The sequence below is a fragment of the Geobacillus sp. TFV-3 genome, from assembly GCF_009901865.1.
Taxonomy (GTDB): Bacteria; Bacillota; Bacilli; order Bacillales; family Anoxybacillaceae; genus Geobacillus; species Geobacillus thermoleovorans_A.
The window spans coordinates 1,246,467-1,272,501 of sequence record NZ_MPSP01000001.1; the positions used below are offsets into that span (position 1 = coordinate 1,246,467).

Genomic DNA, 26,035 nt, shown 5'->3' on the forward strand with positions numbered 1-26,035 from the left:
CGCGATGCGAATGGTCGATTTGATTGCCAAAAAGCGCGACGGCAAGGCGCTGACGAAGGAAGAAATTGAGTGGATCATCCGCGGGTATACAAACGGGGACATTCCCGATTACCAAATGAGTGCGCTCGCGATGGCGATTTATTTCCGCGGCATGACCGAGGAGGAAACGGCGGCTCTCACGATGGCGATGGTGCACTCCGGCGAGGTGCTCGATTTGTCGGGCATTCGCGGCGTGAAAGTCGATAAACATTCGACTGGCGGGGTCGGCGATACGACGACGCTCGTTTTAGGGCCGCTTGTCGCTTCTGTCGGGGTGCCGGTGGCGAAAATGTCTGGGCGCGGCCTCGGCCATACGGGCGGCACGATCGACAAACTGGAGTCCGTGCCGGGATTTCATGTCGAGATCAGCAAAGACGAGTTTATTCGACTCATAAATGAAAACAAAATTGCCATTATCGGCCAAACGGGCGACTTAACGCCAGCTGACAAAAAGCTATATGCGCTTCGCGATGTAACGGCGACGGTCAACAGCATTCCGCTTATTGCTTCGTCGATCATGAGCAAAAAAATCGCTGCTGGGGCGGATGCCATTGTCTTGGATGTGAAAACAGGCGCTGGAGCATTTATGAAAGAGCTTGACGAGGCGCGCCGCCTCGCGCGGGCGATGGTGGACATCGGCAAGCGCGTCGGCCGCCGGACGATGGCCGTCATCTCCGACATGAATCAGCCGCTTGGCTATGCGGTCGGAAACGCCCTCGAAGTGAAAGAGGCTATTGAGACGTTGAAAGGAAAGGGTCCGCACGATTTAACCGAACTTTGTTTGACGCTCGGCAGCCATATGGTCTATTTGGCGGAGAAGGCGCCATCGCTTGATGAGGCGCGCCGTTTGCTCGAAGAGGCGATTCGCAGCGGGGCCGCCATCGCGGCGTTCAAAACGTTTTTGGCCGCTCAAGGTGGAGATGAATCGGTCGTCGACGACCTGGATAAATTGCCAAAGGCGGCCTATACGTCGACCGTCACGGCGGCAGCCGATGGCTATGTCGCCGAGATAGCCGCCGATGACATCGGCACGGCCGCCATGTGGCTCGGCGCCGGCCGGGCGAAAAAAGAAGACATGATCGATTTGGCGGTCGGCATTGTGCTCCATAAAAAAATCGGCGACCGCGTGCAGAAAGGGGAGGCGCTCGCCACGATTCACAGCAACCGTCCAAATGTGGTTGACGTGAAAGAAAAGATCGAGGCGGCTATTCATCTGTCGCCGCAGCCGGTTGCTCGGCCGCCGCTCATTTATGAGACCATCGTATAGAGAAGGACGCCTGGCGATCCGCAAGGAAAAAAGCAGTTGTTCAAGAAGACGCCTGAAACGCGTGTTTCGGGCGTTTTTTTTGTTTTTTGGAAAATGAGCTGTTTTTTGTATAAAAATATCTCTACTGGAAAAAATGTCATGTATAAAGAATGGAGGTTTGGGAGATGAAAACGACAGTCACTCGTCTTCTTTTATTGCCGTTTCTTCTTTTTCTTCCTCTTTCTGCCCATGCCGAGGCGAAAGAGATGAAGGAGGCGAAAGTGAAGCTGGCCGATGAAGCGAGATCAGCCATTTTGATTGAACGCGACACCGGCAAAGTATTGTATGAAAAAAATGCCCATGAACCATTGCCGCCGGCAAGCATGACGAAAATTATGACGATGCTGCTAGTCATGGAAGCCATCGATGAAGGAAAGCTGTCCTACGATGAAAAAGTGCGGGCGAGCGAATACGCCGCGTCAATGGGTGGATCGCAAATTTTCCTCGAGCCGGGCGAGGAAATGACCGTCGATGAGCTGCTGCGCGGCATTGCCATCGGTTCGGCCAACGACGCGTCGGTCGCTATGGCTGAGCAGATCGCCGGGTCGGAAGAAGCATTTGTCGAGATGATGAATGAAAAAGCGAAACAGCTCGGCTTAAAAAACACCCATTTCGCCAATGCGACCGGTCTGCCGGCGGAACATCACTACAGCAGCGCTTATGATATGGCCATGATGGCGCGCGAACTGTTGAAATATGAAGATATTACGAAATATACGAGCAAATACGAAGACTATTTGCGCGAAAATACGGACAAAAAATTTTGGCTCGTCAATACGAACCGGCTTGTCAAATTTTATCCGGGCGTTGACGGTCTGAAAACCGGATATACAGCCGAAGCGAAATATTGTTTGACCGCCACGGCGAAAAAGAACGGCATGCGCGTCATCGCTGTTGTGTTCGGAGCGCCAACGCCGAAATCGCGCAATGCGCAAATTACGAAGATGCTCGATTACGCGTTTTCCCAATATCGAACTCACCCCGTGTATAAACGGAATGAAACAGTCGCCCGCGTCAACATAAGCAAAGGCAAACGGTCATTCGTCGAAGCGGTGACGTCGGAGCCGGTGTCGGTGCTGACGAAAAAAGGGCAGTCGATCGAGCAGATCGAGAAAGTGATCAAAGTGAAAGACAATGTGACAGCACCTGTTCGCAAAGGCGATGAGCTTGGCGTCCTCATTTTAAAACAGGATGGAAAAGAAATTTTGCACAGCCCGATCGTCGCCAAGCAAACGGTCGAAGAAGCGAGCTTTTGGGACTTGTTTAAGCGGGTGTTTGGCCGCTTCGTGCAGGCGGGATAATGTCAAGTTTTGCGGTCTTTTCGCTCTCTTTGGCGAACGACCACTAGTTTTGTCGGGCGGCAGGATTTCGGGCGGACAGCAGCGAAATGTCTCCATATCCTGAAATGGACAAGGGGGAACACGCTGTGAGTCTCGCGATCGACTTGGAAGTGAAGCAAGACGTGCTCATCGTTCGCCTGTCTGGGGAGCTTGACCATCATACAGCCGAAGAATTGCGTGAACAAGTGACGGATGTGCTCGAAAACCGAGCGATCCGCCACATCGTGCTCAATTTAGGACAATTGACGTTCATGGACAGCTCCGGCCTCGGCGTCATTCTCGGACGCTATAAACAAATCAAAAACGTCGGCGGGCAGATGGTCGTATGCGCCGTATCGCCGGCCGTCAAACGGCTGTTTGACATGTCGGGGCTGTTTAAAATCATCCGCGTTGAGGCGGATGAACAATTCGCTTTGCAAGCATTGGGGGTGGCGTAAATGCGAAACGAAATGCACCTCCAATTTTCCGCCCGCAGCGAAAATGAATCGTTCGCCCGTGTGACCGTGGCGGCGTTCGTCGCCCAGCTTGACCCGACGATGGACGAACTGACGGAAATTAAAACGGTTGTCTCTGAGGCGGTGACAAACGCGATCATTCACGGCTACAACAACGATCCGAACGGCATCGTCTCCATTTCGGTCATCATTGAAGACGGTGTCGTCCATTTGACGGTGAGAGACGAAGGAGTCGGCATTCCTGACATCGAAGAAGCGCGCCAGCCGTTGTTTACGACAAAGCCCGAGCTCGAGCGGTCAGGGATGGGCTTTACCATTATGGAAAACTTCATGGATGAAGTCATCGTCGAATCGGAAGTGAACAAAGGGACGACTGTGTATTTGAAAAAGCATATTGCGAAAAGCAAAGCGTTATGTAACTGAGGGAGACATGCCTATGGATGTCGATGTCAAGCAAGATCAGTCGCCAATCAAAGATCAGGAGATGAAAGAGCTGATCCGCCGCAGCCAAGAAGGTGATCAAGAAGCGCGTGATGAAATTATTGAAAAAAACATGCGCCTCGTCTGGTCGGTCGTTCAACGTTTTTTAAACCGCGGCTATGAGGCGGACGACTTGTTTCAAATCGGCTGCATCGGCTTGTTAAAGTCGGTCGACAAGTTTGACCTGTCGTATGACGTCAAGTTTTCGACGTACGCCGTGCCGATGATCATTGGGGAGATTCAGCGGTTTCTTCGCGACGACGGCACCGTCAAAGTGAGCCGTTCCCTGAAAGAGATGGGCAACAAAATCCGCAAGGCAAAAGACGAGCTGTCGAAAACGCGTGGGCGGGCGCCGACGGTTACGGAAATCGCCGACCATTTAGGCATTTCGCCAGAAGACGTCGTTCTCGCTCAAGAGGCGGTCCGCTCGCCGACATCGATTCACGAAACGGTGTACGAAAACGACGGCGATCCGATTACGTTGCTTGATCAAATTGCTGATGCCGATGAGGCGTCATGGTTTGACAAAATCGCCTTAAAAAAAGCGATCGAAGAACTCGACGAGCGCGAGAGGCTGATCGTCTATTTGCGCTATTACAAAGACCAAACCCAGTCCGAAGTGGCATCGAGGCTCGGCATCTCCCAAGTACAAGTATCCCGGCTGGAAAAGAAAATATTGCAGCACATAAAGGACAAAATGGACGGATAGTCCATTTTGTCCGCACGGAGTCGGCAACAAAATGGACGGATCGACCATTTTGTCCGCATGTGGGTGGGGACAACACGGACGGATGTCGATCTATTTTCCGCACTTTAGCAGCGGAAATGGGTCGAGTTCGTCTTTTTTTTTTTTTGGCGGACAAGAACAGTGAAGGAGCATCTTTGCACCGCTTTTTCCGGAGCAAAACGACAACAATCGTTTTCCCTTGAAAAAGAACGGTCGTTTTTTTTTGCCCATTCTTTTCTATTTTTATGAAATCGATGGTGAACGACAACAGGCCGCATGATCGGTGTTTTTGCCAACCAAACTAAAGAAAAACAAAATGGGGACAAAGGTGTGAAGCAAATGGCCAACACCGTATTTATCAAGCCGCGCCATCGCGTGCAAGTCAAGCCGGGGGCGGTGGTGACGCTCGGACAGACAGCGCAAATCGCCGCGCCGGATGGCGGGCTCATTCGGCGGTTGAAGACAATTCCGCTCTATCGCATCCAGCCCAGCGATAAAAATATCGTCATCATTGATATGATGCAAATGATCCAGGCTGTGTTTGACGTGGATTCCTCGCTTGATGTGCAGATGATCGGCCCATCGCAGACGATCATTGAAGTCGTCTATGAAAAACGGAAGGTTTCGGCCGCTTCCTTTGTTCTCGTTTGGCTTCTTTTGTTCGTCGGTTCGGCGATGGCGATCATGAACTTTCACGAGGACGTCAGCATGCAGCAAGTGCATCGCCATCTGTACGAAATGATGACCGGCCAAGCGGTCGACAAACCGCTGCTTTTGCAAATTCCGTATTCGCTTGGGCTTGGCATCGGGATGATTTTATTTTTCAACCATTGGTTCCGCAAACGAATCAACGAGGAGCCCAGCCCTCTTGAAGTCGAAATGTTCAACTACCAGCAATCGATTGATCAGTACGTCATTTTGCATGAAAACAAAGAAAGCTTGAGGCCCCTTGACGACGCTTGAAATTTTGCTGGTAGTGTTCGTCGGCTTCGCCGGAGGGCTGGCGGTCGGAACCGGATTTGTCGCCTTTTTGGTCGTGCTTGGCGTCATTCCGCGCCTGACGCAGCTGACGAAAACGATGAAACGCGTTCATGCCTATGAATGGGGGGCTGTGGCTGGCGCCACCGTTGGCGGCTGGATGAGTTTGCGCCCTTCGGTCTGGCATTTGTCCAAATATTGGCTGGCGCCGATCGGATTGTTGCATGGCGTGTTCATCGGAATGCTCGCCGCCGCTTTAACAGAGGTGTTGAACGTTTGGCCGATTTTAGCGAAGCGGATCGGCGTCGATGATAAAATCGTCATTTTACTTATGGCCATTGCCTTTGGCAAAGTGGCCGGTTCTTTGTTTCATTGGCTTTATTTTGTCGATCACTTCCGCTGACAAAGGGGGAAGGAACCTTGGGATTAAAGTCCGATTATGTCCGTGAGGTGAAGGCGTTTCAGCCTTCTCCTCCATACGCCGCCAATGCGGTAAAAGCGTTTCTTGTCGGTGGGGCGTTTTGTGCGTTGGCGCAATGGCTTGCTGATTGGTATGGCGGCACGTTTGCCGCTTCGCCGGTCGAGGCCCATCTGTGGGCGTCTATGGTGATGGCCGGATTGGCGATTGTGCTAACGGCCGTCGGGAAGTATGACGATTTCAGCCAATTTGCCGGTGCGGGGGCGACGATGCTCATTACAGGGCTGGCCAATGCGATCGCCAGCGCTGCTATTGAGCATCGCAGCGAGGGATGGACGGCCGGGGTGGCCGGGCAGATGTTGAAAGCTGGTGGGGCAGCGGTCATGTATGGTCTGATTGCCGCTTATGTCCTTGGCCTTGTTTGGCCGTGATGAAAAGAGGGATTGGCCATGAAACGTGTCGGAAAGCAGACATGGGTGTTCGATGACGGCGTTTACATTCAAGCGGCCGCTTCCGCGGTCGGGCCGCTTGAAGCCGACGGGCCGCTTGGGAGCTATTTTGACATTTGCCATCGCGACTTATATTGTGGCGAAGAGACGTGGGAGCTGGCCGAGCGGAGGCTGATGCGGGAGACGGTGGAATGCTGCTTGCAAAAGGCGGGCGTCTCTGCCGAAGAAGTCGATCTGTTTTTGGCCGGTGATTTGTTAAACCAAAATGCGACATCGAACTATGTCGCCCGCGAGCTGCCGATTCCGTTTTTATGCTTGTTCGGCGCCTGTTCGACCTCGATGCAGACGTTGGCGGCAGCCGCTGCGTTTGTCGCTGGTGGATTGGCTGATCGGGCGCTTGCGGCGACAAGCAGTCATAACGCGACGGCCGAACGGCAGTTTCGCTACCCGACTGAGCTTGGGGTGCAAAAGCCGAAAACGGCGACGTTCACCGTCACGGGCGCCGGCGCCGCGCTCGTTGGCCGCGCGCCGGGACGTTGGCGCGTCCGGGCGGCGACGATCGGCAAAGTCGTTGACGCCGGGCTGAAAAACCCACTCGACATGGGGGCGGCGATGGCCCCGGCTGCGGCCGATACGATCGAGCAGCATTTCCGTGACTTAGGCGCCTCGCCGGGCGATTACGATTTGATCGTCACCGGCGACTTGTCGCGCGTCGGCAGCGTCATCGTCCGCGAGTTGCTTGCTGAATCAGGCTACGATGTGACCGACGTTTACAACGATTGCGGGCTGATGATTTACCGGCCAGATCAAAAGGTGTTCGCTGGCGGCAGCGGCTGCGCCTGCTCGGCGGTCGTCACGTACGGGTATTTGCTTCAAGAGCTCGCCCGCGGAACGTTTCGACGTCTGTTTGTCGTCGCTACCGGGGCGCTCTTGAGTCAAACGATGGTGCAGCAAAAACAGTCGATCCCAGCGATCGCTCACGGCGTCGTCATCGAAGCGGCTGAACAGGAGCTGGATTTGCCGCCGTAGGACGTCTTTTATTTGGGAACGATCAGGAGGGAATGTCATATGGAATACGTCCGTGCCTTTCTCGCCGGCGGGCTGCTGTGCGCCATCGTTCAGCTCATCATCGACCGCGGCAAATGGACGCCGGCTGGCATCGCCGGTTCGCTTGTCGTCCTTGGCGTACTCCTTGGCTTTGGCGGTGTCTATGATCCATTCGTCGCTTGGGCTGGCGCCGGGGCGACGATGCCGCTGAGCGGATTTGGGTATTGGTTGGCGAAAGGGGCCATGGTAGAACCGCGGCCGGAGGGATTTGTCGAAACCGGAGCAGCGGTGTTCCGATTTGCTGGCGCCTTGTTCGCTTTTATCGTGGCTGGCTCGTTTGCCGCGGCGCTCACTTGCAAACCGAAAGGGTAGAGATGATGAAAAAACGACGAGTCATTTTAGTAACGGATGGGGACGAGTTCGCCTGCCGGGCGATTGAGCGGGTCGCCGCCGAGATCGGCGGCCGTTGCATTTCCCGCTCGCAAGGCAATCCGACGAAACTGAGCGGTGAACAGTTGGTCGAACTCATTTTGCAAACGCCGCACGATCCAGTGTTTGTCATGTTTGACGATTGCGGCGCCCTCGGGGAGGGGGCCGGAGAGCAGGCGCTTCGCTATGTGGCGACGCATGAGCAAATCCAAGTGCTCGGGGCGCTGGCGGTTGCCTCCAATACGCACCAGCATGAATGGACAAAAGTGCATGTGAGCATCGACCGTGACGGCGTGATAACCGAATATGGGGTCGATAAAGAAGGCGTCCGGGATCTCGAGATCGGGCGGATCAATGGCGATACGGTCTACTGCCTTGACCGGCTGAACATTCCGCTCATCGTCGGCATCGGCGACATCGGCAAAATGGGATACCGCGACCATGCGAAATATGGTGCGCCGATTACGCGCAAGGCGGTCGAGTTGATTCTCGAAAGGAGTGGTGGCCATGCCGGAAAAAGAAAAGAAACCGAAAGCGCCGATCGCGAAGCGGCTCGTTGACAACGAGAAGTTTTTGCAACAGCGGATCGGCATCGGGACAAGCTTTGATTTAGGCGTGCGGAAAATTGATGTCCTAAACCGGGAAGTACATATTTACTACTGCAACGGTTTATGCGACACGCAATACATTATCGAATTGTTAAAACAAATCGTGCGCATCAACGATGATGAACGCCAGGCGTCCCAAGCGTGGCAGATCATCGAAAATCGACTCGTTCATCAGCAAGTTAGTCCGGTAACAAGCCTTGATGAAGCGGTTGACAAGCTGCTGTCGGGCTTGATCATCGTCTTGATTGAAGGCGAATCGACCGGGTTTGCCGTCGATGTTCGCAGCTATCCAGGCAGGCAGCCGCAAGAGCCGGACACGGAAAAAGTCGTGCGCGGCGCCCGCGACGGGTATGTGGAAAACATTATTGTCAACACAGCGCTCACCCGGCGCCGCATCCGCGACGAGCGGCTGCGCTTTGAAATTTTGCAAGTCGGCGAGCGGTCAAAAACGGACGTATGCATCGCCTACATTAAAGACGTCGCTGACCCAGGGCTTGTTGAACTCGTCAAGAAAGAGTTGCAGCAAATCAACGTCGATGGGCTGACGATGGGCGACAAAACAGTCGAAGAGTTTTTAGTCAAGCAAGGATACAACCCGTACCCGCTCGTCCGCTATACGGAGCGCCCGGACGTTGCAGCGACGCACCTGCTTGAAGGGCACGTGCTCATTATGGTTGATACATCGCCAAGCGTCATCATTACGCCGACAACATTTTTCCACCACGTCCAGCATGCCGAGGAATACCGGCAGTCGCCAGGGGTCGGGACGTTTGTGCGGTGGGTGCGGTTTTTAGGCATTTTGACGTCGTTGTTTTTGTTGCCGCTGTGGGTGCTGTTCGTCCTTGAACCGTCGTTGCTGCCCGAATCATGGGCGTTTATTGGGCCGAACAAACAAACGAACATCCCGATCATTGTGCAAATTTTGCTCGCTGATTTTGGGATTGAGTTTTTGCGGATGGCAGCCATTCATACACCGACGCCGCTGTCAACCGCGATGGGTTTGATTGCCGCCGTCTTGATCGGACAAATCGCCATCGATGTCGGGCTGTTTGTGCCGGAAGTGATCTTGTATATTTCTGTGGCGGCGATCGGTTCATTTGCGACGCCAAGCTATGAGTTGAGCGTGGCGAATAAGATTTCTCGATTGGCATTGGTCATTCTTGTCGCCTTGTTTAAAGTGCCGGGGCTCGTCATCGGCACGACCGTTTATTTGCTTTGGCTGGCCAGCATCCGCTCGCTTAATACACCGTACTTATGGCCGTTCATCCCGTTCGATCCAGCAGCATTTATGCAAATTGTCGTCCGCCGTTCGGTCGCCGGAGCGAGAGTGCGCCCGAGCATCGTTCACCCGCAAGACCGGCAAAAACAGCCGTCATGACGCGAACGATCCATTTGGAAGCGGCCGTTTCCATCGATTGGCGGCCGCTTTTTTCGTTTTAGCGCTATTGCAACTTTTGTATAATTATGATAAGTTATATGTAATTGCTTGCACTGATGGTGCTTGCCTCAGCGCTTCGCACGTTTGCATGGCCCAGCGCTGGGTGTGCGGCCTTCCGTTTCAAGGCAGAGCTGATGGTGCTCTGCGGTTTTCCATTTTGTAAAGGCAGTTGCCGATTTTGCAAACTGTCTTTTTTGCTTTTGCCATGCGATTTCGATAGAGGAATGAGGGGTTTGTGATGTTTTTTCACGGGACAAGCTGCGTGAATGAACAAGGGCATTTGGAAATCGGCGGCGTCGATGTGGTCGAGTTGGCCAAAACGTATGGAACGCCGCTTTATATTTATGACGTTGCGTTGATCCGCGCGCGGGCGCGCGCGTTTAAAGAAGCGTTCCGGCGCCACGGCGTGCGGGCGCAAGTCGCGTATGCCAGCAAGGCGTTTTCCGCCGTCGCCATCGTGCAGCTGGCCGCTGAGGAGGGATTGTCGCTTGATGTTGTCTCAGGGGGTGAGCTATATACGGCGATCGCGGCTGGTTTTCCGCCTGAGCGCATCCATTTTCATGGCAACAACAAAAGCTGGGGCGAATTGGCGATGGCGCTTGAACACGGCATCGGCTGCATCGTTGCTGACAACTTTTACGAACTCGAGCTGATTGAAGAGCTGGCGGAGTCATCCGGCCGGACGGTGCCGATTTTGCTCCGCGTCACGCCGGGGGTCGAGGCGCATACGCACGATTACATTTTAACCGGACAGGAAGATTCCAAGTTCGGCTTTGACTTAAACAACGGTCAGGCAGACGAGGCATTTCGACGCGTCATGGCGTCGGCCGCGTTTCAGCTGCTCGGCGTCCATTGCCATATCGGATCGCAAATTTTTGAAACAGCTGGGTTTGTGTTGGCGGCGCAAAAAGTGTTTGCCAAGCTGGCCGCGTGGAACAAAGCGAATGGATTTGTTCCTGCGGTCGTCAATCTCGGCGGGGGCTTCGGCATCCGTTATACCGAGGAAGATGATCCGATTCCAGTGACAGCGTACGTCGACTGCATCGTGGAAGAGGTGAAAAGGCAGGCCGAAGCTTGCCGTTTGCCGTTGCCGGAAATTTGGATCGAGCCGGGCCGTTCGCTTGTGGGTGATGCCGGAACGACGATTTATACGATCGGCTCGCGCAAAGAGGTGCCCAATGTCCGCACGTATATCGCCGTTGACGGCGGCATGAGCGACAACATTCGTCCTGCCCTCTACGGGGCGAAATACGAAGCCGTGCTGGCGAATCGAGTGTTGGATGAGCGGACGGAAGTGGTGTCCATCGCTGGGAAATGCTGCGAGTCGGGGGATATGCTCATTTGGGACATTGCGTTGCCGGAGGCGAAGCCGGGCGATTATTTAGCAGTTTTTTGCACGGGCGCTTACGGCTATTCCATGGCGAACAATTATAACCGTCTGCCGCGCCCCGCCGTTGTGTTCGTTGAAAACGGCGACGCCCAGCTCGTTGTGAAGCGCGAGACGTATGAAGATTTGATTCAATATGATTTGTCGCTGAAAACGAAAGTGAAAAAATAAAGGCCGTTGGTTTGAAAGAAAACGGTTCTTTACAGATTGAATGGCGCGATCAACATCGCCAAAGCGATTTCGGGCTTCGCCGCCTAACCTCGCGCACTGGTCACAGGTGCGCCGCCCATTGGGGTACAACTTAACCCGATGGGACGGGGTGATGACACACCCCTAAACTTGGGCGTTGTCTGAACCAGAAATGGATGAGGACGCGAACGACCCAAGAATCCCACGCCCTTTAGGCGTGTGGAGTGTCAACAAGGGAAAGGCGCCCGTTGCTCGTTGGGCGCCTTTTCTTATTGCTTGCTTGATGAAAACGCTGATTTAATGGCGTTCCAAATTTCTTTCAAGATGTCAATGAGATTTTGGATGAACGTTTTCCCTTCCTCAGACTGCAAAAAGGCCGACAGCTGTTCTTTCGCCTGGCTCAGTTGATCGTTCACTTGATCCCAATTAATATGAGCGTTTTGCATTTTATGGAAAAGAGAAATCAGGTTGTTCATTTCATTCTCACTCAGCGTAATGCCAAGGTCGTTGGCGATTTTTTCAATAAGGGCGCGCAAATCAGCGTCCGTCTGTGGTGGGTTGTTGGCGATTTCTTGTTTGATTTTCGCCAGCAGGGCGACCGCTTTGTCCGCGCCGATCGAATCGGCGAGCTTCGCCGTTTGCACCATTTCCTCGTTCGCCACTTTTTTGACATCATCAGGGATGGCTTGGTCCGAGGAAATTTCATACGCCTTCATCAGCCCCGTCAGCGCTGCGGTGCCGGAAACCGGGAACGGAGCGGTGATGTAAATATCGGCATCTTTCACCCCTGCGGTGATCAAGGCGTTTGTATACATTTCTTTTGTCACCCATGTGATGTTGTGCGTTTCGACATGAAGCCCCGAGCCCGGCTCTTTTATCGTGATCATCGACGACGAGATGGCGCGCGTGCCGATTTGCGCTTTCGGAATGAGTCCGTCCAAATATTTATGCTCCTCAACGTTTGAGACGGTGATCGTTTGCGCCCCGTCCGGCGCCTTCATTTCGTCGAGCACTTTTTGCTTTTGTTCCTTCGTTAAGTTTTCCCCGAGCGTCACAATAACATCGCCCGGCGCGGCATCAGCCGCTGCGATGCCCGGAGATGCCAGCAGCACCGCCCAAAGCAACGATGAAGCGATCGTTCGTTTCACATAGCTCGCCTCCTGTTTACGAAAATGCATTATCATTATACCGTACGCTCGCCTGCTTGGCTATCGGAAAAACGCGACGCGGTCAGGGGGCGCACGAATTTGAAAAGACATTTTTTCTTTTGTTTCACTTGGCAATCATGGTATGATAAAAGCAGTTTCGATGTCGAAAAGGAGCGGGATGCTTGTGGCGAAAAAAGGATATATTTTAATGGAAAATGGAGGAAAAATCGAATTTGAGCTGTTTCCGAATGAAGCGCCAATAACAGTCGCCAATTTTGAAAAACTGGCGAATGAAGGATTTTATAACGGGTTGACATTTCATCGCGTCATCCCTGGATTTGTCAGCCAAGGAGGATGTCCACACGGCAACGGAACGGGCGATGCCGGCTATACGATTCCGTGCGAGACGGACAACAATCCACACCGACATGTCACCGGCGCGATGTCAATGGCGCATCGCGGCCGCGACACCGGCAGCTGCCAGTTCTTTATCGTCCACGAGCCGCAGCCGCACTTGGATGGGGTGCACACCGTCTTTGGCCAAGTGACATCGGGCATGGACGTCGTGAGGACGATGAAAAGCGGCGACGTGATGAAGGAAGTGAAAGTATGTGACGAACCGTAAACAGCGCATGAGCGAGGATGATGGGACTGTTCGAAACAACTGGCGCTTGTTTTTCTTTTTGCTTGCGGCCAGCCTGTTGTGGGGAGCAATATATTGGATTTGGGTCGCCGATTGATGATGCCTTGCTGTGAAATGTGGTATAATGAGCATAATGAATGATAGTGATGCATCCTTCGGGGCAGGGTGAAATTCCCGACCGGCGGTGATGGGGCTTTCCGCCCCTCAGCCCGCGAGCCGAAAGGCAGGATCCGGTGCGATTCCGGAGCCGACAGTATAGTCTGGATGGGAGAAGGATGCCAATATGCGCACGGCTGTTTTCGGCCGGTTCAGACCGCATGGGCAGCGTCTGTCGGCCGACTAGGCATGACAGTGTCTTTTGTTTCCAATCGGCCGGTATAGCCTGATTGGCGAACGTGTGTTTGTTTGCGCATCATTGGTCATTCTCTCATCGATGAGCCCCGGGGACATCCCGGGGGTTTCATTTTTATTGAAGGAGGGAATGCGGTGCATAACGATGAACATTATATGCGGCTCGCTCTCGATGTGGCCAAAGCTGGAGTCGGGCAAACGTCTCCCAATCCTGCCGTTGGCGCGGTCGTTGTCAACGAGGGGACGGTCGTTGGGCTTGGCGCCCATTTGAAAGCGGGTGAGCCGCACGCTGAAGTCTATGCGATCCGCATGGCTGGCGAGAAGGCGCGCGGTGCGACGGTGTACGTGACGCTTGAGCCGTGCAGCCATTATGGAAAAACGCCGCCATGCGCCGATTTGCTCATCCAGGCGGGCGTTCGTCGCGTCGTCGTTGCCACGACCGACCCGAACCCGCTTGTCGCGGGAAAAGGGATTGCCAAGCTCCGCCAAGCGGGCATTGATGTTGACGTTGGCATATTAAAAAAAGAAGCGGATGAGCTGAACCGAATGTTTTTCCATTATATCGCCGCGAAAACGCCGTTTGTCACGTTGAAGTTTGCATGCAGCCTCGATGGCAAAATCGCGACGGAGACGGGGGAAAGCAAATGGATTACGTCCGAAGCGGCGCGCGAAGACGTGCACCGCCTCCGCGCCCGGCATGACGCCATTTTGGTCGGCGTCAACACCGTTTTGACTGACAACCCGAAGCTGACCGTCCGTCTTGGGGAAAAGCGGAAAAACCCGTTGCGCATCATTTTGGATACAACATTGCGTACACCGCTTGACGCCCATGTCGTCGCTGACAAGGAGGCAGAAACGTGGATCATCACCGGCGCTGTCAGTCGGGAACAAGCGGCGGCGTATGAGCGCCTTGGGGTGCGCGTATTTTCGATGCCGACGGCCCAGATCGATGTACGCGATGTGCTTCGTCTGCTTGGCGAGCAGAAAGTGATGTCGCTGTTTGTCGAAGGCGGCTCGCGCGTTCATGACAGCTTCCTCCGCGCGGGAGCAGTCAATGAGGTCATCGCCTATATCGCTCCGAAGCTGATCGGCGGCCGCGGGGCGCCGACGCCGGTCGGCGGCCTTGGCTTCGCCCGGCTTTCTGAAGCGGTGGAGCTTGACATCCGCTGCATCGAGACGATCGGCCCGGACATCAAAATCGTCGCCGCGCCGAAACGGAAGGAGGAATCGTAGTGTTCACTGGCATTATTGAAGAGATCGGCACCATGGAACAAATGAAGCAAACAGGCGACGCCATCGTGATGACGATCGGCGCCAAGCGGGTGCTCGAAGATGTGCAGCTTGGCGACAGCATCGCCGTCAACGGCGTCTGCTTGACCGTCACATCGTTCACCGAACGGCAGTTTACGGTCGATGTCATGCCGGAGACGGTGAAAGCGACAGCGCTAAAGACATTAAAGCCGGGATCAAAGGTGAATTTGGAGCGGGCGATGGCGGCTGGGGGACGGTTTGGCGGCCATTTCGTCACCGGGCATGTGGACGGCGTCGGGCGCGTCATCCGGCAGTGGCTGAAAGCGAACGCCGTCTACTATGAAATCGAAGTGCCGTCCTCACTGCGCGCCTATATGATTGAGAAAGGATCGGTCGCTGTCGATGGGACGAGTTTGACGATTTTCGGTCTGAGCGAGCGCACGTTCACCATCTCGCTTATTCCGCATACGCGTGAGGCGACGATTTTAGGCGAAAAGCGGCCGGGAGATCTCGTTAATATCGAGTGCGACATGATCGGCAAGTACGTCGCCGCTTTCCTCGCCGCGAAAGCGACGCCGACCTCTAAATTGACGGCCGAATTTTTGAAGCAGCACGGCTATAAATAGAGGAAAAGGAGGCAAGCTTCATGTTTGACACGATTGAAGCGGCGCTTTCGGCGCTGAAAAACGGGGAAGTGATCATCGTTTGCGATGACGAAGACCGCGAAAATGAAGGCGATTTTGTCGCGCTGGCCGAAAAAGCGACGCCGGATGTCATTAACTTTATGATCACTCATGGCCGCGGGCTTGTCTGCGTGCCGATTACGGAGGAATTGGCGGAGCGGCTCGAGCTTGAGCCGATGGTCACTCATAACACGGATGCCCATGGCACAGCGTTTACGGTGAGTGTCGACTACAAAACGACAACGACGGGAATCAGCGCCTACGAGCGGTCGGCGACGATTCAGGCGCTGCTTGATCCGAATGTGAAAGCGAGCGATTTTAGACGTCCTGGCCACGTTTTTCCGCTGATTGCGAAAAAGGGGGGCGTTCTTCGGCGCGCCGGCCATACAGAAGCGGCAGTCGATTTGGCCCGTTTATGCGGCGCGAAGCCGGCCGGCGTCATTTGCGAAATCATCAAAGAAGACGGGACGATGGCGCGCGTTCCCGATTTGCGGCAAATCGCCGACCAGTTCGGATTGAAAATGATCACGATCAAAGATTTGATCGCCTACCGGAGCCAGCGGGAAAAGCTCGTGAAACGGGAGGTGGACGTTTGGCTGCCGACCGAATTCGGCGAATTTCGCGCTATCGGCTACACAAACGTGCTCGACGGAAAAGAGCATGTGGCGCTTGTCAAAGGAGAAATCATCCCCGATGAGCCGACCTTGGTGCGCGTCCATTCCGAATGCTTAACCGGCGATGTGTTTGGCTCGTACCGGTGCGACTGCGGTCCGCAGTTGCATGCGGCGTTCAGGCAAATCGAGGCGGAAGGGAGAGGGGTGTTGCTTTACATGCGCCAAGAAGGGCGCGGCATCGGCCTGATGAACAAGCTGCGCGCTTACAAGCTGCAGGAGCAAGGTTATGACACAGTCGAGGCGAACGAAAAGCTCGGCTTTCCGGCCGATTTGCGCGATTACGGCATCGGGGCGCAAATTTTGAAAGATCTCGGTGTAACGAAAATGCGCCTGCTTACGAACAACCCGCGCAAAATCGCCGGCTTAAAAGGGCATGGACTCGAAGTGGTCGAACGGGTTCCCATTCAGATGCCAGCGAAAAAGGAAAATGAAAAATATTTGCGCACGAAACATGAAAAATTAGGACATATGCTTCATTTTTAATGATGGGAGGAGAAACGAACATGCGCATCATTGAAGGAAATTTAGTCGGCACCGGGTTGAAGATCGGCATCGTCGTCTCTCGTTTTAACGAATTCATTACAGGCAAGCTTTTGTCTGGGGCGATCGACGGCTTGACGCGCCATGGCGTGAGCGACAGCGACATCACTGTCGCCTGGGTGCCGGGTGCGTTTGAAATCCCGCTTGTGGCGAAAAAAATGGCGGAATCGAAGCAGTTTGATGCTGTCATTACGCTTGGCGCCGTCATCCGTGGGGCAACGAGCCATTTTGACTACGTCTGCAGCGAGGCCGCCAAAGGCGTCTCCCACGCGGCGCTTGCAAGCGGTGTTCCGGTCATTTTCGGCGTGTTGACGACGGACACCATTGAACAGGCGATCGAGCGGGCCGGCACGAAAGCGGGCAATAAAGGATGGGAAGCGGCGGTGTCGGCGATCGAAATGGCGAACGTCTTGCGGACATTTGCGTAAAAAGGTATGAAATGGTTCACAATATCGGTGAGAATGTTTATAATACGTATAGAGAAAATGACAAAAACTTTTCGATTTCGGAAAAGCGTTTGTCGATAATGAGGGATTTTTATGTTAATCCGTTACCGAAAAAACTATGAGAAAATCGCCATGGGGCTGTTGTCGTTTATGCCAACGGAAAAAGACCTGAAACGGTTGCAGCAGACGATGAAGCAGTATGAAACAAACAACGATTGGCAGCTGTTTTTATGGAAAGAAGGGGATGACATCGTCGGCATTATCGGCGTCCTGCTGCGCGCTCCGGATGTTGTGGAAATCCAGCACATCAGCGTCAATCCGTCACACCGACATCAAGGGATCGGAAAACAGATGGTCAAGGCATTGAAAGAGGTGTACCCGGATCGTCGATTGTGCGCCAACGAGTGGACTGCCTCGTTTCTCGATAAATGCCATGCGTGCAACGAATAACGAAACTAGCGCGGCGCCGAGCTCAGGCGGGCGGCGGAGGGGGAGGGAAGCCAACTCCTTCCGCTTTGGCCCGTTTTTTTTGTTCGCGTGCGGCGATGATGTCCGAGCGGTCGCGGCGCCGGTGTTTATCCACAAGATCAAGATTTGCTAGGTCGCTTGCTTGCCCCCAAACGAGCTGCCGGCGGGCGCAGGCGGCTTGGCATTGCTCATAGAGGGAACGGTCGCGAATCGGCAGTTCGACGCTTTCGTACGGTTCGCCGCGAGCGATCCGCCGTGCCGTGTCGTCGAGCAAGCGGGCGAGCTCCTCGTCATCGAGGCCGAGCCGCCGGATCATCTCTTGCGCTTCGTCAAGCAGCGCCCGCGCCCGTCGAATGAGGCGCAGCGCTCCCGAGACGTTGCCGCGCCGGTAATGGTAAAAAGCGACTGCCATTTGAATGAGCACAAGCCAACCGTTGTTTCGACCATCTTGTTTCCAATGCTCCTCCAAAATTTCGTGGCATTCAAAATAATCGCGGTCGCTATGGAAATGGACCAAATACTCGATATACGCTTTTGGATACATGGGCCATCGTTCCTTTCAAAAGTGGGCCGCACGATGTGAAGGCGGACCGCTCTTCTTCAATTATACGACTTCGGCGGCCTGCGTCGCAAAAAAGAGACTGTTTTCCGTTCACTTCGTTATGATACAATAAATGTACTGTAGCTCGAGACGAGTCTCCCGGGCGGTGGTTCTGGAAAAAATGGTGGGATGGATGTGCAATTGCCGTACAACGTCAAAATCGAAGCGTTTGAAGGGCCGCTTGATCTGCTTTTGCATTTGATCAACCGTTATGAAATTGATATTTACGATATTCCGGTCGCGCAAATTACGGAGCAGTATATGGCGTACATTCACGCCATGCAGGAGCTTGAGTTGGATATCGCCAGCGAATATTTAGTGATGGCGGCCACCTTGCTTGCGATCAAAAGCAAAATGCTGTTGCCGCCCACCAATGAGGAAGCTGTCGACGACGACATCGAGTGGGGCGGTGACGGGGACCCGCGCGAGGAGCTGACGCAGCGGCTGCTTGAATATAAAAAGTTTAAAGAGGCGGCGCGCGAGTTGAAGCGGCGCGAAGAGGAGCGGGCGCTTTTGTTTACAAAGCCGCCGAGCGACTTAAGCGCATACGCGGATGAGAAAAAGGCGGCGCCGCTGAATGTGAACGTATACGATATGCTTGGCGCCTTGTCGAAGCTGTTGCGCCGCAAAAAACTGCAAAAACCGATGCGAGCGAAAATCGCCCGCCAAGATATTTCCGTCGAACGGCGCATGGCAGAAATTTTGCATGAACTAAAGCAGGCAAACGGACGGAAAAACTTTTACGAGCTGTTTCCGTCCTACGATCGTTCGTATATCGTCGTGACGTTTTTGGCCATTTTAGAGTTGATGAAGCAAGACGAAATCATCGTTGAGCAAGAACGGAATTTCAGCGATTTGTTTCTTGCGGTGAAACCAGCCGGTTGAGATGGTGCGGTTTGGCCGCGGCGGTTCGCTGCGGCGGACCGCTTTCCTTTTGTTGTCCGTTTGGCCCATGCCGTGATGAGGCGGAGGGGTAGGCCAAGGACGACAGTGGAACGGACGCTGGAAAACGATGGAGACAGGCGGAAAGGAGGAGGGGCGCCAACGAGTTTGGCGCGGCAGAAGGACGATGGAACAAAACGAAACGGAAAAAACGGGCGGCGCCGGCGCGCTCAAGCCGGCGAAGGCGATTGTCGAAGCGTTGTTGTTTGCCGCTGGTGACGAAGGACTGTCGCTTTCGCAAATCGCTTCTGTGTTGGAAGTCAGCGAGCTGGAAGCAAAGGCGGTGATCGCTGAACTGCAGGAGGACTACCGCCGCGAAGAACGCGGCATTCAACTGATGGAGCTGGCCGGCGTGTTTTTGCTGGCGACGAAAAAAGAGCACGCTCCGTACTTGAAAAAGTTGGTCGAGGCGCCGGGGGCGTCGCCGCTGTCGCAGGCGGCGCTTGAGACGCTCGCCATTATCGCATACCGCCAGCCGATTACGCGCGCGGAGATTGAGGAAATTCGCGGCGTAAAAAGCGACAAGCCATTGCAGACGCTGATGGCGCGGGCGCTCATTCAAGAGGTTGGACGAGCCGAAGGAACCGGGCGGCCGATTTTGTACGGGACAACCCCGGAATTTCTCGATTATTTCGGGCTGAAAACGCTCGAGGAGCTGCCGCCGCTGCCGGAATGGGCGGACGATGGCGAATCCGAGCGGGAAGCGGATTTATTTTTCGAAAAATTAGCGGAAAATTTGAGCGACAGGCAACCCGAATATGGTAAACTAAAGGAAAATGGTTGATCGGGAAGGAGAGCGTTCATGAACGTTTGCCGCCTGTATGGTGAAGAGTTGCAAAAGTCGCAATCGAACACGTTTGAAGACTATTTCAACCGCTCGGAAGTCACGTACCGCGACGGGGGCGAAGAGCGGACGCTGTCTGTGTTGTATTTGCGCCATTTTGAGGCGGCGCTGTTTGATGGGCTGCCGTATGAAAGCGATCCACTGTTTACGGCCAACGGGTGTGATATTCATTTGCGCGACATCATTGCTCTTGTCTGTTTATGGAAAAATCCGGCGTATCGGAAGCGAAAGCGCGTCTATATTCACGATGAAGAGGAATTGCGCCGTTATTTTGCAGAGGTAGACGCCAAAACGCTGCAGGCGCTCGTCAGCGAATGGGCGGAAACCGGCGAGTGCCACTTGCCTGAATGGTCGGCGTAACGAGAAAATGCGGTTGGCGCCGCGTTTTCTGTGCGTCTGGATCAGGAAACCGTTTGGTGCAACCGGCAGTTTGCCAAAGCAGGCCTGTCTTTTTCAGAAAAGGGGGCTGACCCAAAGATATGTTTTGGGTCAGCCCGATTTTTTTGAGCGGTTTATCTATGGCTCATTTGCAGACTCGTCGCAGGGAAGCATCACGACGGTTCTGTTCTTCCTTGCTGTCTTTTCCCAAGATGAACTCCTGAGCGGCCGGGAATTGGGGGGGATGGGGACAAGAACGATTTCCCCATGACAGCATACGATATGGCGAACAAAACAGGAGGAGGTTTTTACCAAATGGACGATCAGGAGTTGTTCGCCCAATATGCGGCTAAGGTGAACGAATGGGGAAATCAAGTCAAGGAGACGCTCGCTTTGCGTGGGGCAAGCACGGATGGCGCTTCGTCGATGCTCGAGTTTATTGCCGAGCATGACGGCGAGTGGACGGAAGAGGACGTCCGCAAGCTTCAGCGCCTTGCCGATGACGTGTATGTCGGTGCGCTTCGCCAGTATGTCATGGAAGCGGCTGCGTGGGGAAGACAAGTTGAACAGGCGCTGTCTGCGCGCAGGATGACTGAGGATATTGGGCTTTCGTCTTTGTTGGCGTACATCGATGGGCACGGCGATGAATGGACCGAAGAAGCGATTTACGAGCTCCAGCGTCTTGTCGATGACGTATACACTCGGGCCGTCCGCCTGGCTGATTGGTCAGCTGCCGAGCGGGAAGAAGAGGCGACGAAAGAACAAGTCGAAGGGGAATCAGTGTCGCCTGAACTGGTGATTGAAATTAAAGAGAAAGAAGACGGATGGCTTGACACGAGCGGGACGGCAGAGAGGGTTGAAGGCGAAAAAGAGCTGGCTTTTATGGAAGTGCTCTCCGACTCACCGCCTGATATAGCGGACGGCGAGCCGGGCCAAGCGGACAACGCGGCCGATGGAAAACGACGCTGGGTGGATGCGGACGACGGCGGCGAGCCGCGCCAACAAGCAGCGCCTGGCCGTCATGTCTTGCCGCCGCTGCCGTACCGTTATGATGCGCTCGAGCCGCATATTTCCGAAGAAATCATGCGCCTCCACCATAGGAAGCACCATCAAAGCTATGTCGACGGCCTCAACAAGGCGGAGCGGATGATGGCCGAGGCGCGCCGGACGAACCATTTTGATCTGTTGAAACATTGGGAGCGGGAAGCGGCGTTCCACGGCTCCGGCCATTATTTGCACACAATCTTTTGGTACAACATGCATCCGGAGGGCGGCGGCGAGCCGCGCGGGGAGCTGCGGGCGCAAATCGAGCGGGATTTTGGCAGCTTTGCCGCCTTTCGCCGTCATTTCACCGAAGCGGCGAAAAGCGCCGAAGGGGTCGGCTGGGCGCTGCTCGTTTGGGCGCCGCGAGCGCACCGGCTCGAAATTTTGCAGGCGGAAAAACACCAGCTCATGGCGCAATGGGATGTGATCCCGCTTCTTGTGCTTGATGTGTGGGAGCATGCCTACTATTTGCAATACAAAAATGACCGGGCGGCGTACATCGAACATTGGTGGAACGTCGTCAATTGGCGCAACGTTGAAGAGCGCTTTCACGAGGCGCGGAAGCTTCGTTGGCAGCCGTTTTAAACGGGCGGGGGAAACCCCCGCCCGTTTTTTTTTCGAGAGCAGGCGTTGCCGATCAATCAAGACACCTGTCCGTTTTTTTCGGGGAGCGGCTTTCTCTTTGCAGGGAAACATCAATGCCCCCAAGGCAAGCGCTGGAGCGGATCGTTCAGGGCTGTCTCGCCTTGCAGCGGCATTTTTTCATCATATTTGTCCCATCGACGCATACACTTTTACAAAACGCGGCTTTGGGGTTCAGCCTGTTTCCGCCGCGGCCCGTTCAGCCTAATCGGAAAGGAGGAACAGGCGATTCCTTCCGGCTCGTTGAACGAGAGGGATCCTCGCCGATAGGAGATGAATAAGCAGAAGCGGCTCATTATGCTCATTCTTGCACTCGCTGCGGGGATTATGGCATTTGTTCCAGAGCGGATGCGCGCTATGGATGGGGTGAGCGCAAAAAGCGCGATTTTGATAGAGCAGCATTCCGGTCGGGTTTTGTTTGCCAAGGATGCCTATACAAAACGGCGCATCGCCAGCATTACGAAAATTATGACCGCCATTTTGGCGATTGAATCGGGGAAGATGGACGACACGGTGACGGTCAGCGCCCGCGCTGTCCGGACCGAAGGGTCGTCAATTTACTTGCGCCAAGGGGAGAAAATCAAATTGCGCGATTTGGTATATGGACTGATGCTTCGTTCTGGCAACGATGCGGCGGTGGCCATCGCTGAACATGTCGGCGGCAGCGTCGAAGGATTTGTTTTTTTAATGAACCAAAAAGCGGCTGAAATCGGGATGCGTGATACCGAGTTTGCCAATCCGCACGGGTTGGATGACGCGGAAAACCACTACTCGACCGCGTACGATATGGCGCTGCTCATGCAATATGCGATGAAAAACAAAGAATTTCGGCGCATCTCGGGGACGAAGGTGTACCGCGCCCCCTCTCCGCCCGGCGAAGACGGCTCGCGTGTGTGGCGAAATAAAAACAGGTTGTTGACAAGTCTTTACGAATATTGCACCGGCGGCAAAACCGGCTATACGAAACGGGCCCATCGCACGCTCGTGACGACGGCGTCCAAAGGCGGCATCGATTTGATCGCTGTGACGTTGGATGCACCGGACGATTGGAATGACCATATCGCTATGTACGAATATGGATTTTCTCATTATCACATTGCCAAAGTGAGCAGCGAGCGGGTGATCGACAAAATTTCTGATCCGTTTTACCGAGGGCGGTTGCAAGCGGTCCGCGATTTGCGATATCCGGTGACCGATAAAGAGGAGAGCGGGCTGCGGGTGAAAGTGTATTTGCTGAAGCCGCGCAAAGGATGGGAAAAATACCCAGATCGGGCGCCGACAGAGGTCGGAAAGGCCGTGCTTTATTTGCATCAAAAGGCGGTTGATTCGGTGCCGCTGCTGTATGAACCGGGAAAGGAAGGAAGCGGCCGAGGGTTTTTATGGCAAGCATTTCGCTTTTTAGGTGTGAGAAGCGATGGTTAACCTCATTTGGGTGATGATGGCGGTCATTGGCATCGTCTTTGCGGCGGCCAACGGCACGATGGACGAAGTGAACAAAGCGGTGTTTGAAAGCGCCAAAGAAGCGGTGACGATCAGCATCGGCATGGTTAGTATTTTAGTGTTTTGGCTCGGGCTGATGGCGATCGCGGAACGCGCCGGCTTGCTTGACAGAGCAGCGCGTCTGTTTATGCCGCTCGTGCGCCGCTTGTTTCCAGAGGTGCCGCCCGGCCATCCCGCGCTCGGCTATATCGTCTCGAATATGGTCGCCAACATGTTCGGCCTTGGCAATGCGGCGACGCCGATAGGCATAAAGGCGATGGAGCAGCTAAAAAAGCTCAACGGCGGCCGCGACGAAGCGAGCCGGTCGATGGTGACATTTTTGGCCATTAACACATCAAGCATTACGCTCATTCCGGCGACCGTCATCTCGATCCGCATGACGTACGGTTCAGCGGCGCCTGGCGAGATCATTGGGACGACGATCGTCGCCTCGACGATTTCGACGATCGGAGCGGTATTGATTGACCGGTACTATTATTGGAAACGGATGCGGAAAGGCAGGAAGCCATAATGGCCATCGTCCAACTTCTTTCTGTTTGGCTGATCCCTGCGCTCATTGCTTTTATTTTGCTTTACGGTACAGCAAAGAAAGTGCCGACGTACGAAGCGTTTGTGGAAGGCGGCAAGGAAGGGATCGAGATCGCGTTTTCGCTCATCCCGTATTTGGTCGGCATGTTGGTGTCGGTCGCCATTTTCCGAGCCTCAGGGGCGCTTGATGCCATGATGGAAGTGATCAAACCGCTGGCTGATGCCATTGGACTGCCGGCCGAAGTCGTTCCGCTTGCGGCTCTCCGCACGCTTTCCGGCACGGCGGCGCTCGGCATGACGACCGATTTGATTGCTACTTACGGCCCGGATTCGTTCATCGGGCGCCTTGCTTCTACGATCCAAGGCAGTACGGAGACGACGCTTTACGTGCTCACCGTCTATTTTGGCGCCGTCGGCGTCAAAAAAATGGGTGATGCGTTAAAAGTCGGCATTTTGGCCGACATTCTCAGCTTTATTGTTTCTGTTTTCATCGTTTTGTTTGTATTCGGACGCTAGCGGCGCCTCTGTTTTGGTTTTCCCGCCCAATGGGCGGGCTTTTTGGTTGGCCCCAGAGAGGAATGATCAAAATAGAAAAGCACCCTGCTTGTATCTGTCCGACGGAAAGGGTAAGATGATGAGAGAGGTGAGAGAGAATGGAACGGTTGCAAAAAGTGATCGCCCGCGCCGGCATCGCGTCAAGGCGCAAGGCGGAAGAACTCATTTTGCAAGGGCGGGTGAAAGTGAACGGCCGCGTCGTTAAGGAGCTTGGCGTCAAAGTCGGGCCGCGCGATGATGTCGAAGTCGACGGCATCCCGGTCGAGCGCGAAGAGCCAGTGTATTATTTGCTGTACAAGCCGCGCGGGGTGATTTCCAGCGTCAATGATGACAGAGGCCGCAAAGTGGTGACCGATTTTTTCAAAGATGTGGACAAACGCATTTATCCGATCGGGCGGCTTGACTACGATACGTCTGGACTGCTTTTGTTGACGAATGACGGCGACTTTGCCAACCTGCTTATGCACCCGCGGTATGAAATTGAAAAAGTGTACATTGCCAAAGTGAAAGGCATTCCCACGCACGAGCAGCTGAAACGGCTCGAACAAGGAGTGCAGTTGGAAGATGGCATGACGGCGCCTGCCAAAGTGAAGCTGCTCTCCGCCGACCGGAAGAAGGGGACAGCCATTGTGGAAATCCGTATCCATGAAGGACGAAACCGGCAAGTGCGCCGCATGTTTGAGGCGATCGGCTGCCAAGTGTTGAAGCTGAAGCGGGAGCGGTACGCGTTTCTCGATTTGAAAGGGCTGCGCCCCGGCGAATACCGCGAGCTGACGCCGCATGAGGTGAAGCTGTTGCGCGTCCTTGCCCAATCCGGGGGAAGAAAATGACGAAGATTGTCACATAACGTTCATATCCTTGCGCATAAACGAGCGAGGGACTTTGCTATAATGGAAAATGGGAGATTGTGAACCGCTTGCCTCCTCTGCAGCGTTGACTGTGGGGGAGGAGAAACGTAAAGGGGTTTGAACGATGAAAAAACAACAGCGCTTCGTGATGAGGACAGCGATTTTGCTCGTGTTGCTCGCGGCGGTCGGCTATACGATTTACACGAATTTTTTCACGGAGAAAACGGCTGTCGCTGTTGGTTCGACGGCGCCTGATTTTGTGCTGACCGATTTGAAAGGGCATGAACATCGTCTTTCAGACTATCGCGGCAAAGGCGTTTTTTTGAACTTTTGGGGAACGTGGTGCAAGCCGTGCGAGCGGGAGATGCCGTATATGAACGAGCTGTATCCGATTTACAAAAAACAAGGGGTTGAAATTTTGGCTGTCAATGTCGGTGAACCGAAGTTGAGCGTTGAAAAATTCGCGGAACGGTTCGGCCTGACATTTCCGATTGTGATTGACCGTCAAGATCAAGTATTGAACGCCTACAACGTCGGACCGCTGCCGACAACGTTTTTGATTGACAAAAACGGCGAAGTAAAACAAATCATTACCGGAACGATGACGAAAGAAGACATCGAACGGCATCTAGAAAGCATCAAACCGTAAGGAGTTTTGC

Annotated in this window: 30 protein-coding genes and 1 riboswitch; of the genes, 28 read left to right on the plus strand and 2 right to left on the minus strand. The window is 54.2% G+C overall.

What is annotated here, in order from left to right:
- Positions 1–4: 4 nt before the first annotated feature.
- From BJQ97_RS06320 to lysA, 13 genes are all read left to right on the plus strand, one after another.
- Positions 5–1,306 carry a pyrimidine-nucleoside phosphorylase gene (locus BJQ97_RS06320; RefSeq protein WP_160157553.1) on the plus strand — a complete coding sequence of 434 codons (1,302 nt, stop codon included), beginning with the start codon at positions 5–7 and terminating at the stop codon, positions 1,304–1,306.
- Between the two features lie 164 nt (positions 1,307–1,470).
- Positions 1,471–2,646, plus strand: a complete 1,176-nt coding sequence (locus BJQ97_RS06325; RefSeq protein ID WP_160155930.1) for a D-alanyl-D-alanine carboxypeptidase family protein — start codon at positions 1,471–1,473, stop codon at positions 2,644–2,646.
- Positions 2,647–2,771: 125 nt separating this feature from the next.
- The gene (gene spoIIAA / locus BJQ97_RS06330) at positions 2,772–3,122 is read left to right on the plus strand and encodes an anti-sigma F factor antagonist (RefSeq protein WP_011231792.1); all 351 of its coding nucleotides are present in this window, start codon (positions 2,772–2,774) and stop codon (positions 3,120–3,122) included.
- On the plus strand, positions 3,123–3,563 hold the full coding sequence (gene spoIIAB, locus BJQ97_RS06335) for an anti-sigma F factor (protein WP_011231791.1): 441 nt from the start codon (positions 3,123–3,125) through the stop codon (positions 3,561–3,563). It abuts the gene before it with no gap.
- A gap of 13 nt (positions 3,564–3,576) precedes the next feature.
- Entirely contained in the window at positions 3,577–4,329 is a 753-nt protein-coding gene (sigF, locus tag BJQ97_RS06340; protein WP_011231790.1) for an RNA polymerase sporulation sigma factor SigF, read from the plus strand.
- Between the two features lie 357 nt (positions 4,330–4,686).
- Complete coding sequence (locus BJQ97_RS06345; protein WP_160157554.1) at positions 4,687–5,310, plus strand: stage V sporulation protein AA; 624 nt, start codon at positions 4,687–4,689, stop codon at positions 5,308–5,310.
- Entirely contained in the window at positions 5,297–5,728 is a 432-nt protein-coding gene (locus tag BJQ97_RS06350) for a stage V sporulation protein AB (protein WP_160155931.1), read from the plus strand. The genes BJQ97_RS06345 and BJQ97_RS06350 overlap by 14 nt, the downstream gene beginning before the upstream one ends.
- Before the next feature lie 17 nt (positions 5,729–5,745).
- Positions 5,746–6,174 carry a SpoVA/SpoVAEb family sporulation membrane protein gene (locus BJQ97_RS06355; RefSeq protein WP_160155932.1) on the plus strand — a complete coding sequence of 143 codons (429 nt, stop codon included), beginning with the start codon at positions 5,746–5,748 and terminating at the stop codon, positions 6,172–6,174.
- Positions 6,175–6,192: 18 nt separating this feature from the next.
- A complete protein-coding gene (gene spoVAD / locus BJQ97_RS06360) occupies positions 6,193–7,221 on the plus strand; it encodes a stage V sporulation protein AD (RefSeq protein ID WP_160155933.1) in 1,029 nt (342 codons plus the stop codon).
- A 39-nt stretch (positions 7,222–7,260) separates the two neighbouring features.
- On the plus strand, positions 7,261–7,611 hold the full coding sequence (locus BJQ97_RS06365) for a SpoVA/SpoVAEb family sporulation membrane protein (RefSeq protein WP_160155934.1): 351 nt from the start codon (positions 7,261–7,263) through the stop codon (positions 7,609–7,611).
- A 5-nt stretch (positions 7,612–7,616) separates the two neighbouring features.
- Positions 7,617–8,228, plus strand: a complete 612-nt coding sequence (gene spoVAEA / locus BJQ97_RS06370) for a stage V sporulation protein SpoVABEA (RefSeq protein WP_328719081.1) — start codon at positions 7,617–7,619, stop codon at positions 8,226–8,228.
- The gene (locus tag BJQ97_RS06375; RefSeq protein ID WP_160155936.1) at positions 8,176–9,654 is read left to right on the plus strand and encodes a spore germination protein; all 1,479 of its coding nucleotides are present in this window, start codon (positions 8,176–8,178) and stop codon (positions 9,652–9,654) included. Before spoVAEA ends, BJQ97_RS06375 begins: the two co-directional genes overlap by 53 nt.
- A gap of 298 nt (positions 9,655–9,952) precedes the next feature.
- Positions 9,953–11,272 carry a diaminopimelate decarboxylase gene (gene lysA / locus BJQ97_RS06380; protein ID WP_160155937.1) on the plus strand — a complete coding sequence of 440 codons (1,320 nt, stop codon included), beginning with the start codon at positions 9,953–9,955 and terminating at the stop codon, positions 11,270–11,272.
- A 287-nt stretch (positions 11,273–11,559) separates the two neighbouring features.
- Here the strand turns inward: lysA and BJQ97_RS06385 are convergent, their stop codons facing one another.
- On the minus strand, positions 11,560–12,438 hold the full coding sequence (locus BJQ97_RS06385) for a DUF1002 domain-containing protein (RefSeq protein ID WP_160155938.1): 879 nt from the start codon (positions 12,436–12,438) through the stop codon (positions 11,560–11,562).
- 184 nt (positions 12,439–12,622) lie between these two features.
- On the opposite strand from BJQ97_RS06385, the gene BJQ97_RS06390 reads away from it, so the two are divergent.
- The 6 genes from BJQ97_RS06390 to BJQ97_RS06415 all read left to right on the plus strand — a co-directional run bounded on the left by BJQ97_RS06390 (position 12,623) and on the right by BJQ97_RS06415 (position 17,476).
- Entirely contained in the window at positions 12,623–13,063 is a 441-nt protein-coding gene (locus BJQ97_RS06390; protein ID WP_160155939.1) for a peptidylprolyl isomerase, read from the plus strand.
- A 165-nt stretch (positions 13,064–13,228) separates the two neighbouring features.
- Positions 13,229–13,361: riboswitch (FMN riboswitch) on the plus strand.
- A gap of 206 nt (positions 13,362–13,567) precedes the next feature.
- On the plus strand, positions 13,568–14,665 hold the full coding sequence (ribD, locus tag BJQ97_RS06395) for a bifunctional diaminohydroxyphosphoribosylaminopyrimidine deaminase/5-amino-6-(5-phosphoribosylamino)uracil reductase RibD (protein ID WP_160155940.1): 1,098 nt from the start codon (positions 13,568–13,570) through the stop codon (positions 14,663–14,665).
- Positions 14,665–15,309, plus strand: coding sequence for a riboflavin synthase (ribE, locus tag BJQ97_RS06400; protein ID WP_160155941.1), 645 nt, complete (start codon positions 14,665–14,667; stop codon positions 15,307–15,309). Before ribD ends, ribE begins: the two co-directional genes overlap by 1 nt.
- On the plus strand, positions 15,306–16,523 hold the full coding sequence (locus tag BJQ97_RS06405) for a bifunctional 3,4-dihydroxy-2-butanone-4-phosphate synthase/GTP cyclohydrolase II (RefSeq protein WP_268892818.1): 1,218 nt from the start codon (positions 15,306–15,308) through the stop codon (positions 16,521–16,523). The genes ribE and BJQ97_RS06405 overlap by 4 nt, the downstream gene beginning before the upstream one ends.
- A 20-nt stretch (positions 16,524–16,543) precedes the next feature.
- Positions 16,544–17,008, plus strand: coding sequence for a 6,7-dimethyl-8-ribityllumazine synthase (gene ribH, locus BJQ97_RS06410; RefSeq protein ID WP_033005258.1), 465 nt, complete (start codon positions 16,544–16,546; stop codon positions 17,006–17,008).
- 111 nt (positions 17,009–17,119) lie between these two features.
- On the plus strand, positions 17,120–17,476 hold the full coding sequence (locus tag BJQ97_RS06415; RefSeq protein WP_160155943.1) for a GNAT family N-acetyltransferase: 357 nt from the start codon (positions 17,120–17,122) through the stop codon (positions 17,474–17,476).
- A 22-nt stretch (positions 17,477–17,498) separates the two neighbouring features.
- Here BJQ97_RS06415 and BJQ97_RS06420 read toward each other — a convergent pair whose 3' ends face one another.
- Positions 17,499–18,038 carry a DUF309 domain-containing protein gene (locus BJQ97_RS06420; protein ID WP_160155944.1) on the minus strand — a complete coding sequence of 180 codons (540 nt, stop codon included), beginning with the start codon at positions 18,036–18,038 and terminating at the stop codon, positions 17,499–17,501.
- 186 nt (positions 18,039–18,224) lie between these two features.
- On the opposite strand from BJQ97_RS06420, the gene BJQ97_RS06425 reads away from it, so the two are divergent.
- The 9 genes from BJQ97_RS06425 to resA all read left to right on the plus strand — a co-directional run bounded on the left by BJQ97_RS06425 (position 18,225) and on the right by resA (position 26,025).
- The gene (locus BJQ97_RS06425; protein ID WP_160155945.1) at positions 18,225–18,980 is read left to right on the plus strand and encodes a segregation/condensation protein A; all 756 of its coding nucleotides are present in this window, start codon (positions 18,225–18,227) and stop codon (positions 18,978–18,980) included.
- 184 nt (positions 18,981–19,164) lie between these two features.
- Positions 19,165–19,821: an SMC-Scp complex subunit ScpB gene (gene scpB, locus BJQ97_RS06430; protein ID WP_160155946.1), complete on the plus strand. Its 657-nt coding sequence runs from the start codon at positions 19,165–19,167 to the stop codon at positions 19,819–19,821.
- Positions 19,822–19,839: 18 nt separating this feature from the next.
- On the plus strand, positions 19,840–20,241 hold the full coding sequence (locus tag BJQ97_RS06435; protein ID WP_160155947.1) for a hypothetical protein: 402 nt from the start codon (positions 19,840–19,842) through the stop codon (positions 20,239–20,241).
- A 333-nt stretch (positions 20,242–20,574) separates the two neighbouring features.
- Positions 20,575–21,888 carry a superoxide dismutase gene (locus BJQ97_RS06445; protein ID WP_160155949.1) on the plus strand — a complete coding sequence of 438 codons (1,314 nt, stop codon included), beginning with the start codon at positions 20,575–20,577 and terminating at the stop codon, positions 21,886–21,888.
- Positions 21,889–22,218: 330 nt separating this feature from the next.
- Positions 22,219–23,367, plus strand: a complete 1,149-nt coding sequence (locus BJQ97_RS06450; RefSeq protein ID WP_160155950.1) for a D-alanyl-D-alanine carboxypeptidase family protein — start codon at positions 22,219–22,221, stop codon at positions 23,365–23,367.
- Complete coding sequence (locus BJQ97_RS06455) at positions 23,360–23,956, plus strand: nucleoside recognition domain-containing protein (RefSeq protein ID WP_160155951.1); 597 nt, start codon at positions 23,360–23,362, stop codon at positions 23,954–23,956. Before BJQ97_RS06450 ends, BJQ97_RS06455 begins: the two co-directional genes overlap by 8 nt.
- Complete coding sequence (locus tag BJQ97_RS06460) at positions 23,956–24,489, plus strand: spore maturation protein (RefSeq protein ID WP_011231766.1); 534 nt, start codon at positions 23,956–23,958, stop codon at positions 24,487–24,489. Before BJQ97_RS06455 ends, BJQ97_RS06460 begins: the two co-directional genes overlap by 1 nt.
- A gap of 137 nt (positions 24,490–24,626) precedes the next feature.
- Positions 24,627–25,358 (plus strand): pseudouridine synthase, encoded by a 732-nt coding sequence (locus BJQ97_RS06465; RefSeq protein WP_160155952.1) that lies wholly within the window; start codon positions 24,627–24,629, stop codon positions 25,356–25,358.
- Between the two features lie 142 nt (positions 25,359–25,500).
- Positions 25,501–26,025, plus strand: a complete 525-nt coding sequence (resA, locus tag BJQ97_RS06470; RefSeq protein ID WP_044730958.1) for a thiol-disulfide oxidoreductase ResA — start codon at positions 25,501–25,503, stop codon at positions 26,023–26,025.
- Positions 26,026–26,035: the final 10 nt, after the last annotated feature.